Here is a 13463-nt window from a genome sequence, read left to right on the forward strand (position 1 = left end):
TGGGATCAGCTATAATGCCGACTTCAAAAATTGAAAGTGATCGGCATGAGCACACTCATTGACAACAGCATACGCGTAATCTACGGAAATGACATCGCTGTAAAAGCGATTCAGGAAGAAAATTTTCATCCTTGGCCAGATGGAAGCGCAGTAGCAAAGGCAGTTTTCAAACAGACAAAAAAGCGAATGGTGAAATTGTACCGGGTGAATTTGTGAACATGCAATACATGGTCAAAAACGGGAAAGAATATACGGAAACTGAAGGCTGGGGATTTGCAAAATTCAATGGACAGGAATTAAAACCAACAGGAAAAACAGCATTGTTCGCACAGCAGTCATGTATCAGTTGCCACAGGCAGCTAGCGGAATCGACAGGTTATCTTTTCAATGTACCACCAAAAGTAAATTCAAGGAAATTAATTGAACAATACTTAAAAACAGCTCAAAATGAAAAAGTCTTATACGTACTGCTATTCAGTAGTTTAATTTTTGGCTCATGTGCCAAAAATCCGGAAAAAGAAACTGGAAAAATCCGCTTTATGTTTGATCCGGGAAGTCTGAAGTTTATTTCATCTTCTTTTAATCCAAACCTACAGACCATGTCTGCACTTTATGGCAATCAAAAGGGAATTTCAGCACTGGAAACAAAACAAGGAATTATAGGAGTAGAGCTTAAGCTCGTGACCTATAGGATGCAGGATGACCCAAATTATTTTGGAAGTAAGGTCAATGGTGAGTTGTTAAGCGTCGAGACCGTTAAAACCGATCAAATGGGAAATCTCGACTACGGAATTGAATTCGGAAAGGTTTCTTCGGATGAATCCAGCAAGCAGCGCATCAGTTCGATCCTTGAATACCAGCCCCTAAAATTACCGCAGTAATTCTCCAACGTTTAAAAATTTAAATCCACTTAAATATTGACACCATGAATATGCAACTAAATACATTAACAAAGATGCTCACGTTTTCCGTCATCATGATGATAGGAGTAGGAGCTTCCAAACTGAATGCACAAACCTCGGTTAATGAAAAAAAAGAGCGAAACAGAAGATATGATAAATTTCCAACAGACTAAAACTGTCCAAGCGGGGCTCCTAAACGTAGGATATGCTGAAATAGGCCCAAGAAACGGTAAGCCGGTTATCCTTCTTCATGGATGGCCATACGATATCCACAGCTTTGAACAGTCCTCTGCTATCCTTGCCAAAAAGGGATACCGTGTACTGGTACCTTACCTGCGGGGATATGGAACCACAACATTTCTTTCTCCCAAAACCATGCGAAACGGGCAACAGTCTGAAGTCGCACTTGATATCATCAAATTTATGGATGCATTGAAAATTGATAAGGCGATTATCGGTGGGTTTGACTGGGAGCCAGAACCGCGGATATTATCGCAGCATTGTGGCCTGAACGTTGTTCGGCGTTGGTCGCTGTAAGTGGATATCTTATCGGTAGCCCCAAAGCGAACGAAACCCCGCTTCCGCCAAATGCCGAATTTTTATGGTGGTATCAATATTATTTCTCCACTGAAAGGGGCTATAAAGGCTACAAAGCAAATACACAGGAATTCAATAAACTGATCTGGAAAACAGCTTCACCAAAATGGAACTTTGATGACCAGACCTATAAACGGTCCTCAAAGTCAATCGATAACCCGGATCATACGGATATTGTCATCCATAATTACCGTTGGCGGCTGGGATTGGCCAAAGGCGAAAAGAATACGACGTCCTAGAAGACAGACTGGCAAAAGCTCCGGATATTATTGTTCCCACAGTGACCCTTGAAGGCGACGCAAACGGGGCTGCCTCTCCGCCGCCAGCAAGCTATGCAAAAAAATATAAAGGTAAGTATAAGCATCATACTTTAAGCGGTGGTGTTGGCCATAACCTACCACAGGAAGCACCGGAGGCTTTCGCCGACGCGATCATTGAAGCCGACATAATGGCACAGTAAATAACAATTATTCATCAAAACATTATAAATAATTTTAACAACACGCTCAAAAGGCAAAAAAATTGATCATGCAACATTCAACTTACACAAAAATTTATCTTAGCGGGCGCATCTTTATGTCATTATGGTTTGGCGCTAGCGGTTTCTTTGAGCTGACCAGAAATCCGGTAGTCTGGGATATTACACTAAAACTTGGATATCCGGCACATTTCATTTATATACTAGGTATATTTAAAATTGTAGGAAGTATCATTTTCCTTATTCCAAATCGTTTCAATAGGATTAAGGAATGGATTTTTGCAGGGATGTTTTTTGACATCACTTTCGCTTTCCTCTCAAAGATTGTAGTGCTTGGCTTGCCTTCGGCAATCGATGCGCTAATCGCCTTTATAGTCCTGGCCGTGACGTACTACGCGTTTAACAAAATCCACTGTATTGATTACACTGGGAATTTGTCTCAAGATTAAAAAATGCTTTTTATGAGTTTTGATTTAAATAACCCATAAAAAACATAACTTCAAACAGAAAACAACCTTCATTAAAATGTTTAAACCCAAAAAGCAAATACCTTTTGAAATTTCAGATCGCCTGATATGGATTAGTTCGATTTCATTGGGAATATTAACCTCAATCCCTAAAATTGTAGACCATCACTTTGTTGTGGCCGAAGGTATAGCCGATTTCGCTGTAACATCCGGTTTTGCCTTATTGATCTGGTATTATAATATCTATTCGATACCTGCTTATACAAAGAAAACAGGCAGTAAAAAGTACTGTCAGGTCAGCTGTTTAGGGGATTGGGAGTGGGTTTAATATTGATGTTTTTCCTTTCTTCTATTCAATACTACATTCTATCTCACCTAAATTTCGGCCCCCAAATATTGATGTATGAGGTTAGAGGGATATTGATCAACCTAACGTTTTATATGTTTATCCATATATTATACCAGACTTATCTTAATCAGCAATTCGTACGCGAACTGGAACGTTCGATGGCTGCAAATCTTGAAGCACAATATGAACTTTTAAAACAACAGGTAAATCCGCATTTTCTTTTTAATAGTCTCAACACCCTAAAATACATGGTAGAGAGCCATGATGGGCAATCGTCGGAATTTATCTTAAAACTTGCTGACTTCTACAGATTTACGCTTGGAAGTTTAAAGCTTAAAGTCCTCACATTAAAAGAAGAACTGGCCATTATGGAATCGTACGTATATCTATTGAAAGCTCGTTTTGAAGAAGGTCTTTTGTGACACAAAATCTTGGAAGTAATAGCTATGACACTTACATTCCTCCTTTTACACTGCAGCTATTAGTAGAAAACTGCATCAAACATAATATTGTTTCGTTGGAGAAACCACTTTACATTGCGATCTATCAGGAAGAAGATTATTTGGTCATTGAGAATAACTTGCAGGAAAGGAAAATTCCCGAACCTTCCACCGGAATGGGACTCAAAAATATCAATCAACGGTACCTCCATCTCACCCAGAAAAATATTATCATTACGGCAACAGACGAAAAATTCACCATAAAACTTCCCATATTATATGAACATCCTAATAATTGAAGACGAAATTAAAGCTGCGCGTTCACTTGAAAATCTGATATTACATTTGCAGCCAGGTTCTCGGATTCTGGCAAAGATTCAAAGTGTCGAGGGCGCTATAGACTATTTGTCCAATAACCCATCGCCAGAACTTATTTTTATGGATATCCAGCTTTCCGATGGTATTAGCTTTGACATCTTTAAAGCTGTCAAAATCGTATGTCCAGTAATTTTTGCACAGCTTTCGGTGAATACGCGATGGAAGCTATTAAAGAAAACGGGATTGATTATCTGCTCAAACCATTCTCGGAAGATGATCTAAAAAATGCTTTTGAGAAAGTGCATAATTTTAAAAATATTTTCCAGAAAGCCTCTGCCAATGATCTTGTAGATATAATCAGTCGGATCAACGATCAAGAAAGCAAGAAAACGAGTTTCCTGGTTTTTAAAAATAATAAATACCTTACAGTCAAAACGGATGATATCGCCTATATTTATATCAACTATACCTCCCTTCCCTTGTAACCTTTAAAGGCGAACAATATGATGTTAACCAATCTTTGGATCATTTGGGAAGCATCCTTTCCGATAAACAGTTTTTTAGACTTAACAGACAGTATCTCATCAATTTTTCTGCCGTAAAGGAAGTTGAGCATTATTTTGGAAGAAAACTCTTTGTAAAACTGACCGTTCCAACAGAAGAAAAACTTTTGATCGGCAAAGATAAAACCGCCATGTTCCTGAATTGGCTGGAAGAACGTTAGGCTAGTGCTTATTTTATGTAGCATCGATGAACGATTACGGATCCCACTTTACATCCGCTCAATTAGGTGTAGAACGCCAGATATGATTATTCTGGACGCGTCAACAAACAGCCCTTGATATCTTGTTGAAATAGAAAGCTTTTAAACCTAGCAGGCTCCATGGCGCCTGTTGGATTTAAAAGCTTTATCGTCACGATAATTTGTCCCTGCAATACATTCAAACTCCATCAAACCGCTTCTGGGTAGCCTGTGATGTATTTCTTCTATAGGCGAGATTATCTGTCTACCTTCCAGGAATTGACAAAGAAATCGGCGAACAGCTTATTGAACTTGCACATCAGACCTGTCCATATTTCAAAGCAACCAAAGGAAACATTATTGTGCTAAAAATGCGAGTGCTTTCGTTAAGAATGCTTCATGATTCTGATAAAAAGCCGCATGTCCAGAATCTGAAAACTCGACTAGTACAGCGTCCTCTAAATTTTGTTTCATATTATATGCATTTTGAACAGAAATTGGAAGATCCTTATCGCCATGAACGATTAGAACAGGTTTTTTAATGGTTTTAATTTCCTCAAGTGCATTTGCATCAGGTTGCGCCCAAGCAAGTACCGCAGTAAATTGAGCGGTTGAGGTGGCATCACTTAGTGCCGGGTCTCGATCAACAGTACGTAGATGTACACGCGCAAACGACGCTTTTCCTGCCGTAATGCTTGCTTGTGAATCAGTAAATCCAAATTTTAAGTAGGATTCTTCTGCGCTAAGTCCAGCAGTTCCTGCAACAATATTTGGAAGATTTGCGAGACCGATTGCTCCTTTAGGCCCACTATCAGCCAAAATAATCTTATTAACTATTGCTGGATCTGTTAACACAATTCTTTGGGCGACAAATCCTCCCATTGAGAATCCCATGATATTTACGGTTTCAAGGTTCATTGCTTTGATAAAATCAATAGCGTCATTAGCCATTGCTTGAACCGAATTAGGAGTTGTCCCTTTGGATGAAGCTACTCCCTTGTTATCAAAAATGATGATTTTATATTGTTTTGCGAGTCCATTGGTCACCGCGGGATCCCAATCGTCCATAGAACCACCAGTTCCTGGCAATAACACTAGAGGTGTACCTCCTTCCTTACCCCAGCTGCGATAAGCAAACTCTACTCCTTTCACGCTGATAAAGTTAGTTTTTGCATTGTTATGATTTGCCGGCGACGACTCCTGTTCTGTCGAAAATTCGTTATCATCACTACATGATATTGTTACAGCGGAAAAAAGGGATACACATAATGCTCCTGCGATTGTAAATTTTCTAATTGTTTTCATTATTATCTTTTTAAGAATGATTATAAAGCAAACTTAGATCAATCATACAGGCTAAAGAAGGATAGTATAGTTAAACCGGACCAATTAGCACTTGGATCGGACATTCCAGATGTTAAAGAAATACTGGAGCCCCTAACACTATATTTATAAGCAGAATCATGGCAGTTAGTTTAAAGTAACTGAAAATGTAGCATTATGCTAATTTCAAAAGTATGGTTCGAGATTAAACGGAGATCACACTTCCAGACAAATAGTACGCGTTAACGTTGGCCAGTACATAATCATTATCAATAAATTAGAACGAGCTGTACATCCCAGCCTACATCGCTTTCCAGCTAATATTGTGTGGATCGGTAAAAAGCGTGCAAGATGATTGGATCCTGCTGTTAAAGCAGAAAATGGGAAATAAAAAGCTCCCTTATTAATCGATAAGGAGCCTTTTTAGCTAAATGTCCACTATAGTTAAATGATATTAAATTCCAGCTTCTTTATCGGTAAAAATCTGGACTCCTGCTTTGTCTTCAATTAACTGTAGCGGATATAGTTCAGGATTATATACACCATTAAGAACTTCATTCAAAGCGTTTTTCTTGGATTTACCAAATGTAACAATCAGAATATTTTCAGCTTTATTGATAATAGGTTCAGTCAAAGTAATTCTGAACATTGCCTGTGGCTTTAGATAGTAGGCATCAACCCATTTTTCTTTTTCTTGTAAAATCTTTTCACCTGGAAACAGAGAAGCTGTGTGGCCATCATCTCCCATTCCTAAAAGGATGAAATCAAAAATACCGTCAGTTCCCAAAACATTTCTGATCTGAGCTTCGTATTCTTTAGCGTAATTTTCAGGCTCAATTCCGCTTTATACATGGGAAAAATCTGATTTTTATTGACTGGAACCTTATTCAAAAGTACTTCCAAAGTCATCTTAAAATTACTTTTATCATCTTCAAGAGGAACCCATCTTTCATCTACAAAAAAAAATGGATTTTGTTCCAAATTATTTTATCTGCGTACTCGGGCGTAGCTAATAAACTAAAAATGGCTTTCGGCGAAGAGCCACCACTCAACGCAACCACAAACTTATCATGCTTCTGGATTGCTTTTGTCGAAAGCGCAACAAATGTATCTGCTGCTTTTTTATATAAAGCATCCAGATTATCAAATATCGTAATATTCATTCTCTTTTAATTAGATTTTAAACCCACTGATGTCCCTGCCGCTCCACCAGTGCATCACTGTCATCAGGTCCCCAGTTTCCCGAAGCATAATTTGGGAAAGAAGGGTCTTTGGTTTTTTCCCAGGTTTCCTGAATCGTTTTTATCACATCCCAAGCTTCTTCTACCTGATCAGAGCGCATAAACAGTGTAAGGTCGCCCACAAGTGCTTCCAATAAAAGCGTTTCATAAGCTTCGGGCGTATCGGTCTGACAGGCAAAATTATCGAAAATCATTTCTACAGGTTTAAGCTGTAAAGACAAGCCTGGTTTTTTAGACATAAACTGCAATCTGATGTCCATTTGTGGCTGGATATTAATAATCAATCGGTTTGCCGACAGCAGCGAGCTGCTTTCTGAAAACGTAGAATTTGGAAGTGGCTTAAACTGAATCGTTATATAAGAATGCTTTTCTTTCATCTTCTTCCCAGTACGAACATAAAAAGGAACATCCTCCCATCTTTCATTATCCAGGTAAAACTTAATAGCGACAAATGTTTCGGTATTGGAGTCATGAGCAATTCCCTCTTCCTGGCGATAGCCATTTACTTTTAGCCCATTTACTTTGCCTCGTCCGTACTGTCCCCTTACCGCATAATGATCTACTTTGTCGGGAGAAATCCTACGGATGGATTTTAAAACATCAACTTTACGATCCCTGATCTCTCCTGATTCAAGTGAGGCCGGAGCTTCCATAGCAACCATACAAAGAATTTGCAAAAGATGGTTCTGAATCATATCGCGCAAAGCTCCTGTCTGCTCATAAAAACTGGCTCTTGTCTCCACGCCTACTTCTTCGGCAACGGTAATCTGCACCGATTCGATATGTCTGTGATTCCAAAGAGGTTCAAAATTGAATTTCCGAACCTGAACGCCAAAATATTCTGAACGGTTTCTTTACCTAAGTAATGATCGATACGATAAATCTGTTCTTCTTGAAAAGTTTGTGAAAGTAGATTATTGAGCTCAATGGCAGATGCTTTATTGTGACCAAAAGGTTTTTCGATAATAATTCGATCTGTTGCAGGATCAGATGCTATTGATGTATTTTTAAGATGATTTGAAATGACCGAGACAAAGTTTGGTGCAATCGACAAATAGAAAAGTCTGTTTCCTCTCATTCCATACACTTTATCAAAATTTTCCAGTTTCTGGTATAAATTCCGATAAGAGCTTTCTTCATCAAGCTGATGCTGAAAATAGCTGATGTGAGCCTGAAAACCTGCCCAGTCTTCCTTGATTACAGCCTTCCTGGAAAAACTCTCCAGATTTTCTTTAATATAAGCCCTGAATTTTTCATCCGTATTTTCGGCCCTTCCTAAAGCTAAAATATTAAAACCTTTTGGCATTCTGCCATCGATATATAAATTGTAGAAGGCAGGAAAAAGCTTTCTTTTGCTAAATCCCCTGTTGCACCAAAAATAACGATGGTTGTTGGATGCAGGATTGTATTGTCACTCATTGTTAGGATTTAGTTATTTGGGTTTTGCCATGACGTATGAAAGACTCCTGCTCTGTCAGTTCTTTGGTAAGTGTGTGCACCAAAATAATCACGCTGCGCCTGAAGCAGGTTTACAGGTAAAGATGCTGTGGTATAAGCTTCGAAATACCCTAGAGCCGACTGAATTCCTAAGCTTGGAATTCCGTTTGATACAGCAAAAGCAGCTGTCTTTCTTAATGAAGAAATTTTATCTTTTACAATTCCTGCAATTTCCTGATCCAATAAAATATTAGATAAGTTCTCGTCCTTTGAATAAGCCAGATAAAATTTTTCCAATAAAACCGAACGGATGATACATCCACCCCTCCAGATTTTAACAACATCTTTTAACGGAATTTCAAACTGATATTCTTCAGAAGCTTTTACCAATAGTGCCAAACCTTGAGCATAACTGATTAAAGTAGATAAATACAAAGCATCCCCACCTCTTTGATGAACAATTCTGTATTTTCAGGAGTTTTACTTCTTCTTTAGCATATAATTGAGAAGCTTTCACGCGCTCATCTTTGTAAGCGGATAAAATTCTTGATGTGACTGCAATATCGATTGTTGGAATAGACACCCCAACTTCCATAGCCTCCTGGGAGGTCCATTTTCCGGTTCCTTTTGCTCCTGCTTTATCTAAAATCTTGTCGACAAGATAACCGTCTGTTACATCATCTTTTTGCTGGAAAATATCTCTTGTTATTTCGATAAGGAAAGAATTCATCTCGCCTTCATTCCATCTTTTGAAAACTTCATACAATTGTTCATTGCTAAGATTAGCTCCTTTTCGCAGTAAATCGTATGCTTCACTGATCAATTGCATGATGGCATATTCAATACCGTTGTGAACCATTTTAACGTAATTCCCTGCTGCTCCTTTGCCCATATAAGCGGTGCAGGGCTCGCCCTTTACTTTTGCTGAAATGACTTCCAGCATAGGCTTCACCAAATTGAAAACTTCCAAATCTCCACCCGGCATAATACTCGGTCCTCTTCTTGCGCCCTGCTCTCCCCAGAAACTCCCATTCCCATAAAATGCAGGTTTTTAGAAGCTAAATCAGCTATACGTCTCTCGGTATCTTTGAAATAAGAATTTCCCGCATCAACGACAACATCTTTTGGACTCAGAAGTGGTGTTATGCTTTCAAGAACAGCATCAACCGGTTTGCCTGCAGGAACCATCAAAATAACTTTTCGCGGACTGTCTAGACTCAACACAAATTCCTCTAGAGAAACAGTTCCAACAACCTTTGTACCTGAAGCCACTCCTTTACGAAGTTCTATTACCTTTTCTTCATCTAAATCGAATCCTACGACAGAGAAACCATTATCGGCAATATTGTAAAGCAGATTTCTTCCCATTACACCCAGACCAATGACCCCGTAATTATACTTTTCCATTCTTACTTAAAGTTTATGTTATGCATCAAAATTACTGAAATGCATGCCAGTAAAAAAATTATCTAAAATTTTCTTTCAATTGTGACATTTTTATCATCAACTGGACATGTTGAGAAACTCCAGATAGCCAGTCACATTATGATGCGGATGAGATTCGAGCACTCTTTTAAACTTTAAGATGGTAGCTTCAAATACAGGAACTACTTTACTTACCGTGCTATCACTATGTACGGTACCAATAAGGCTGCTAGCGATCCACCAAAACTTTCACTGATTCGCCATTTTGGTCGATAAATATAGTCTGCGTTATAAATAATTGATACCACTTTCGGAACGTACCTATAAATACAAGCAGCATCAGGAGCATGGCCAATATCGCCAGTGAAGCTAATAGGAGTTGCCCCTTGGGCAAATAAATATCCACTACCTGCAGATAGCCTGCCCAAAAGGTGATACCGGCCATAAATACGCCTGGTATCGCCGTAAATAAAGCATATTTCTTCCTATTCATCCGAATAAGCATTGTCGTACAGACAATAAGGCCACAGGCAGCCAATAGCTGGTTGCTAATGCCAAACAAGGGCCAGATACTGCTTACATTGCCGGTAAAAACAAGATAGCCCCAGGAAAAGGTGAAAAGAGCACTGCATAGCCAAACGCCGGGTTTCCAATCTTTGTCTTTAAAAGCTGGAAAGACATTGCCCAGCATTTCCTGCAAAAGAATCGTCCGACCCGCGTCCCGGCATCGATAGCCGTAAGGATAAACACGGCTTCAAACATAATGGCAAAATTGTACCAGTAAGCCATCACATCGTTCATAAAGGGAACTTTATCAAAGATATGGGCCATCCCCACGGCAAGGGAAACAGCTCCGCCTGTACGGCCATGGAGGTCTACTCCTATCCGATCTGAAAAATGCTGTAGATCCACGGCTTTTAATTCGGGATGCCGTGCCAGAAAATTTGCATAATCGCTGACTGGTGTGTTGATCGCAAAATAGTCGCCCGGTAACAGGGTGCATGCTGCGATCAAGGCCATTAAGGCCACAAATCCTTCCACCAACATCGCGCCGTAGCCTACAAAAAGTATCTCTTTTTCGGTGCCCAGCATCTTAGGTGTCGTGCCTGTGGCAATAATCGCATGGAAACCCGAAATTGCCCCACAGGCGATCACGATAAAAATAAATGGCAGCACAGGCCCGCCGATCACAGGGCCGCCGCCATGAATAAAATTGGTCAGCGCAGGCATTTGGATTATCGGATGCACAAAGACAATACCCACGGCCAGCATCAGAATCGTGCCAATCTTGAGATAGGTGGAAAGGTAATCCCTTGGAACAAGAAGCAGCCAAATGGGTAGCACCGAAGCCAAAAACCCGTAAATAGCAATCGCAATCGAAATGGTCTTGACATCCCAATCAAAAAGGTTGTAAATGACCGGAATCTCCATCAAACGATGGCCTTCAATGATGCCCACGATCAATAATATTCCCCTAATATACTGGCCAAGGTAACGGATCTGGCTCTATAGCGCATTAATAGTCCCATAAATATGGCAATCGGCATGGTCAGAATAATGGTAAATAAGGACCAAGGTGCCTCATGCATGGCGCTGATACAGGCTAGGGAAAGGCCTGCCAAGGTCAGGATCAGGATGAACAGAACGGCTATACCGGCTATACCGCCCACAACGGGACCGATCTCCTTGGACGCAATGGTAGCCAGGCTCTGCCCTTTGTGCCTTACCGAAGCAAATAGCACAACCATATCGTGCACCCCTCCGCCCAGGACACAACCAATCAAAATCCAGAGTGCACCGGGAAGATAGCCAAACTGGGCCGCAAGTACTGGCCCTACCAATGGCCCTGCAGCAGCTATGGCAGCAAAATGATGTCCAAACAACACCTTGCGGTCTGTCTTGACATAATCATGGCCATCAGCAAACTCGACTGCTGGCGTCGTGATGGCATCGTTGAGCCGGAGTACTTTCTGCGCCATAAAGACCCCGTAAAAACGGTAGGAGATTGCAAAAATTAAAATTGATGCAAAAACCAGTGTAAGGGCATTCATATGATCTAAATCCATCCGATATCCAGTATAATTCTATTTCAATATATTATTTTTTTCCAATACTTGGCCCGACTCCAGCAGTTGTTTTTAACATGCCGTAATCCACGTGCTGCACAACCCCATCATTATCAAGCGCTAATACCGCAGCAGCTCCTGCGCTCTGCCCCAATACCATAAATACGGGCTCCATACGGATAGAACCAAAGGCAATATGCGAACTGGAGAGGCAGACCGGAACGAGTAAATTGCTGCATTCATCGCTTCTTGGGATAATCGATCCATAGGAAATGGCGTAAGGTGCTGGCACATGGACACCAATATCGCCCTCATTCTGGACAAATCCTTCTTTGGTCACATAGCGTTGGGTATTGTGCGAATCCAAGGTATATGAGCCCATGCCAATCGGATCTTCTACTTTGCGCTTGCCCAAAATATTGTGTTCGGTCGTCACATAGTGTCCTAGCATCCGCCTGGCTTCTCGTATATATAATTGCCAAGGCCAATTGTCATTATCTTCAAATTCATCTTTTGCCAGCCCCCATTCGGCCATCTTTGTCCTGATTGCTGTTGGGACGGAAGGATCATTGGCCATAAAATAATATAGGCCCTGTTGATACCGGCGATGGGCTTCGATAATGGACTTGCGTTCGGCATAGCTTGCTTCGGGATAATTATAATTCATCCCAATAAAATCTGTGCTGAACGGACCATGGTTATTGGCATCGGTCTTATGGTTGGGCACCAGATCAAATTTTTGAAAGGCTTCGTCCCAGCCTGCGCGGAATAAACGCTGCAGCAAGACATAATGCTGCGGATCGTAGGCAATAGGTTTGGCAAAGGCCTTCCGATTGCGGGCATCATTGGTCAGGCACATGCGGAAGCAATAGGCTTGCAGCTTCTGATCTGCTGCGCCATATTGCCCAGGATCTTGTGCTGAAACGCCGTATACCAGGCCGCTGCTCGGATCTCCCTCGCGCTTGTAGGGGCTGATCTGAGCGATAAAGTGGTGCCTGTGCTGAAAGACTCCGGTCTGAACACCATTCCACTGCTCCTCATAGGTGTGGTTGGCCTCCCGCCCGATCGTGTAACTGACTTTGGCCAGCGCCATCAGATCACCTTCATAAGTGGCATCAATAAATATCTTCGCTTCATAGATCTTTCCGTCTACCGTTTTAATGGTCTTGATGGTCGTGCCTTCTTTAACGATAGCACTTTCCTGCCGATCTAAATATGCCCCACGAACAACATCAATCTGATGATCCCGCACCCAAGAATCAAAAATGTCCTCGGCTACATGGGGTTCAAAAATCCACATCGTCCGATGCGCACTATCCATCGCGACGGTGCCCTGTCCACGATTGCCAAAGGAGGCCCGGGATTGCCAATTCCAGCTCGACTCCCTGGAGTAATGGTTATATACATCCTGGTAGAATTTTTTGGCCAGACCACCAATAACCGCTTTATTGCCAGTATCGGTATAACCCAGTCCGCCTGAACTCAGACCTCCCAAATGCTGATCTGGTGATAAGAGAAGCACAGATTTGCCGGCCTGTTTTACTTGCAATGCAGCGGTGATGGCTGCCGGTGTACCGCCGTAAACGACCACGTCTACCTTCGTGGTCGAATGCTGGGCCTCAACCTGCAGAAAAGCCAAGACAAACATTAATTTTAACCCTATTTTTATCTTTTGCAT

19 protein-coding genes and 3 pseudogenes are annotated in these 13463 nt (G+C 41.1%); 10 read left to right on the forward strand and 12 right to left on the reverse strand.

Annotation, left to right across the window (positions count from 1 at the left end):
• The first annotated feature begins 45 nt into the window (after positions 1–45).
• The 10 genes and pseudogenes from KUH03_RS02130 to KUH03_RS02175 all read left to right on the forward strand — a co-directional run bounded on the left by KUH03_RS02130 (position 46) and on the right by KUH03_RS02175 (position 4275).
• Positions 46–881, forward strand: a pseudogene (locus tag KUH03_RS02130) (cytochrome P460 family protein).
• 171 nt (positions 882–1052) lie between these two features.
• Complete coding sequence (locus KUH03_RS02135) at positions 1053–1439, forward strand: alpha/beta fold hydrolase (protein ID WP_257091361.1); 387 nt, start codon at positions 1053–1055, stop codon at positions 1437–1439.
• Positions 1427–1738, forward strand: coding sequence for a hypothetical protein (locus KUH03_RS02140; protein ID WP_257091362.1), 312 nt, complete (start codon positions 1427–1429; stop codon positions 1736–1738). Before KUH03_RS02135 ends, KUH03_RS02140 begins: the two co-directional genes overlap by 13 nt.
• A gap of 41 nt (positions 1739–1779) precedes the next feature.
• Complete coding sequence (locus KUH03_RS02145) at positions 1780–1959, forward strand: hypothetical protein (protein WP_257091363.1); 180 nt, start codon at positions 1780–1782, stop codon at positions 1957–1959.
• A gap of 68 nt (positions 1960–2027) precedes the next feature.
• The gene (locus tag KUH03_RS02150) at positions 2028–2426 is read left to right on the forward strand and encodes a DoxX family protein (protein ID WP_257097999.1); all 399 of its coding nucleotides are present in this window, start codon (positions 2028–2030) and stop codon (positions 2424–2426) included.
• 76 nt (positions 2427–2502) lie between these two features.
• Entirely contained in the window at positions 2503–2772 is a 270-nt protein-coding gene (locus KUH03_RS02155) for a hypothetical protein (protein WP_257091364.1), read from the forward strand.
• A gap of 71 nt (positions 2773–2843) precedes the next feature.
• Positions 2844–3215, forward strand: coding sequence for a histidine kinase (locus KUH03_RS02160; protein WP_257091365.1), 372 nt, complete (start codon positions 2844–2846; stop codon positions 3213–3215).
• Positions 3212–3532: a hypothetical protein gene (locus KUH03_RS02165; RefSeq protein ID WP_257091366.1), complete on the forward strand. Its 321-nt coding sequence runs from the start codon at positions 3212–3214 to the stop codon at positions 3530–3532. Before KUH03_RS02160 ends, KUH03_RS02165 begins: the two co-directional genes overlap by 4 nt.
• 237 nt (positions 3533–3769) lie before the next feature.
• The gene (locus KUH03_RS02170; RefSeq protein ID WP_257091367.1) at positions 3770–4036 is read left to right on the forward strand and encodes a hypothetical protein; all 267 of its coding nucleotides are present in this window, start codon (positions 3770–3772) and stop codon (positions 4034–4036) included.
• A 44-nt stretch (positions 4037–4080) separates the two neighbouring features.
• On the forward strand, positions 4081–4275 hold the full coding sequence (locus KUH03_RS02175; RefSeq protein ID WP_373564614.1) for a LytTR family transcriptional regulator DNA-binding domain-containing protein: 195 nt from the start codon (positions 4081–4083) through the stop codon (positions 4273–4275).
• Positions 4276–4650: 375 nt separating this feature from the next.
• Here KUH03_RS02175 and KUH03_RS02180 read toward each other — a convergent pair whose 3' ends face one another.
• From KUH03_RS02180 to KUH03_RS02225, 12 genes and pseudogenes are all read right to left on the reverse strand, one after another.
• Positions 4651–5598, reverse strand: a complete 948-nt coding sequence (locus KUH03_RS02180; protein ID WP_257091368.1) for an alpha/beta fold hydrolase — start codon at positions 5596–5598, stop codon at positions 4651–4653.
• A 472-nt stretch (positions 5599–6070) separates the two neighbouring features.
• Positions 6071–6779, reverse strand: a pseudogene (gene pgl, locus KUH03_RS47960) (6-phosphogluconolactonase).
• Between the two features lie 17 nt (positions 6780–6796).
• Positions 6797–7630, reverse strand: coding sequence for a glucose-6-phosphate dehydrogenase (locus KUH03_RS45120; RefSeq protein ID WP_306429420.1), 834 nt, complete (start codon positions 7628–7630; stop codon positions 6797–6799).
• Positions 7603–8163, reverse strand: a complete 561-nt coding sequence (locus tag KUH03_RS45125) for a hypothetical protein (RefSeq protein ID WP_306429421.1) — start codon at positions 8161–8163, stop codon at positions 7603–7605. Before KUH03_RS45125 ends, KUH03_RS45120 begins: the two co-directional genes overlap by 28 nt.
• A gap of 122 nt (positions 8164–8285) precedes the next feature.
• On the reverse strand, positions 8286–8693 hold the full coding sequence (locus KUH03_RS02200) for a hypothetical protein (RefSeq protein ID WP_257091371.1): 408 nt from the start codon (positions 8691–8693) through the stop codon (positions 8286–8288).
• A complete protein-coding gene (locus KUH03_RS02205) occupies positions 8668–9279 on the reverse strand; it encodes a hypothetical protein (RefSeq protein ID WP_257091372.1) in 612 nt (203 codons plus the stop codon). The genes KUH03_RS02200 and KUH03_RS02205 overlap by 26 nt, the downstream gene beginning before the upstream one ends.
• Positions 9268–9701, reverse strand: a pseudogene (locus KUH03_RS02210) (NAD(P)-binding domain-containing protein); the annotation flags it as partial. The gene KUH03_RS02205 and the pseudogene KUH03_RS02210, both read right to left, overlap by 12 nt.
• A gap of 247 nt (positions 9702–9948) precedes the next feature.
• Positions 9949–10281 carry a carbon starvation CstA family protein gene (locus KUH03_RS02215; RefSeq protein ID WP_373564615.1) on the reverse strand — a complete coding sequence of 111 codons (333 nt, stop codon included), beginning with the start codon at positions 10279–10281 and terminating at the stop codon, positions 9949–9951.
• A gap of 14 nt (positions 10282–10295) precedes the next feature.
• Positions 10296–10874 carry a carbon starvation CstA family protein gene (locus tag KUH03_RS47965; RefSeq protein ID WP_373564616.1) on the reverse strand — a complete coding sequence of 193 codons (579 nt, stop codon included), beginning with the start codon at positions 10872–10874 and terminating at the stop codon, positions 10296–10298.
• Positions 10813–11118 (reverse strand): DUF3303 family protein, encoded by a 306-nt coding sequence (locus KUH03_RS47970; protein ID WP_373564617.1) that lies wholly within the window; start codon positions 11116–11118, stop codon positions 10813–10815. Before KUH03_RS47970 ends, KUH03_RS47965 begins: the two co-directional genes overlap by 62 nt.
• A gap of 61 nt (positions 11119–11179) precedes the next feature.
• Positions 11180–11785 (reverse strand): carbon starvation CstA family protein, encoded by a 606-nt coding sequence (locus tag KUH03_RS47975; protein WP_373564618.1) that lies wholly within the window; start codon positions 11783–11785, stop codon positions 11180–11182.
• A 31-nt stretch (positions 11786–11816) separates the two neighbouring features.
• The gene (locus tag KUH03_RS02225; protein WP_257091375.1) at positions 11817–13463 is read right to left on the reverse strand and encodes an FAD-dependent oxidoreductase; all 1647 of its coding nucleotides are present in this window, start codon (positions 13461–13463) and stop codon (positions 11817–11819) included.

Origin of the sequence: Sphingobacterium sp. E70 (genome assembly GCF_019285695.1) — a bacterium.
Taxonomy (GTDB): Bacteria; Bacteroidota; Bacteroidia; order Sphingobacteriales; family Sphingobacteriaceae; genus Sphingobacterium; species Sphingobacterium detergens.

Bases quoted from the DNA above. Each gene is read 5' to 3' on its own strand.
- KUH03_RS02170 (WP_257091367.1), top strand. From the start codon at position 3,770: ATGGAAGCTATTAAAGAAAACGGGATTGATTATCTGCTCAAACCATTC.
- KUH03_RS47975 (WP_373564618.1), bottom strand. From the start codon at position 11,785: ATGGATTTAGATCATATGAATGCCCTTACACTGGTTTTTGCATCAATT.
- KUH03_RS02150 (WP_257097999.1), top strand. From the start codon at position 2,028: ATGCAACATTCAACTTACACAAAAATTTATCTTAGCGGGCGCATCTTT.
- KUH03_RS02180 (WP_257091368.1), bottom strand. From the start codon at position 5,598: ATGAAAACAATTAGAAAATTTACAATCGCAGGAGCATTATGTGTATCC.
- KUH03_RS45125 (WP_306429421.1), bottom strand. From the start codon at position 8,163: ATGCCAAAAGGTTTTAATATTTTAGCTTTAGGAAGGGCCGAAAATACG.
- KUH03_RS02205 (WP_257091372.1), bottom strand. From the start codon at position 9,279: ATGCCGGGTGGAGATTTGGAAGTTTTCAATTTGGTGAAGCCTATGCTG.
- KUH03_RS02155 (WP_257091364.1), top strand. From the start codon at position 2,503: ATGTTTAAACCCAAAAAGCAAATACCTTTTGAAATTTCAGATCGCCTG.
- KUH03_RS02135 (WP_257091361.1), top strand. From the start codon at position 1,053: ATGATAAATTTCCAACAGACTAAAACTGTCCAAGCGGGGCTCCTAAAC.
- KUH03_RS02225 (WP_257091375.1), bottom strand. From the start codon at position 13,463: ATGCAAAAGATAAAAATAGGGTTAAAATTAATGTTTGTCTTGGCTTTT.
- KUH03_RS02160 (WP_257091365.1), top strand. From the start codon at position 2,844: ATGTATGAGGTTAGAGGGATATTGATCAACCTAACGTTTTATATGTTT.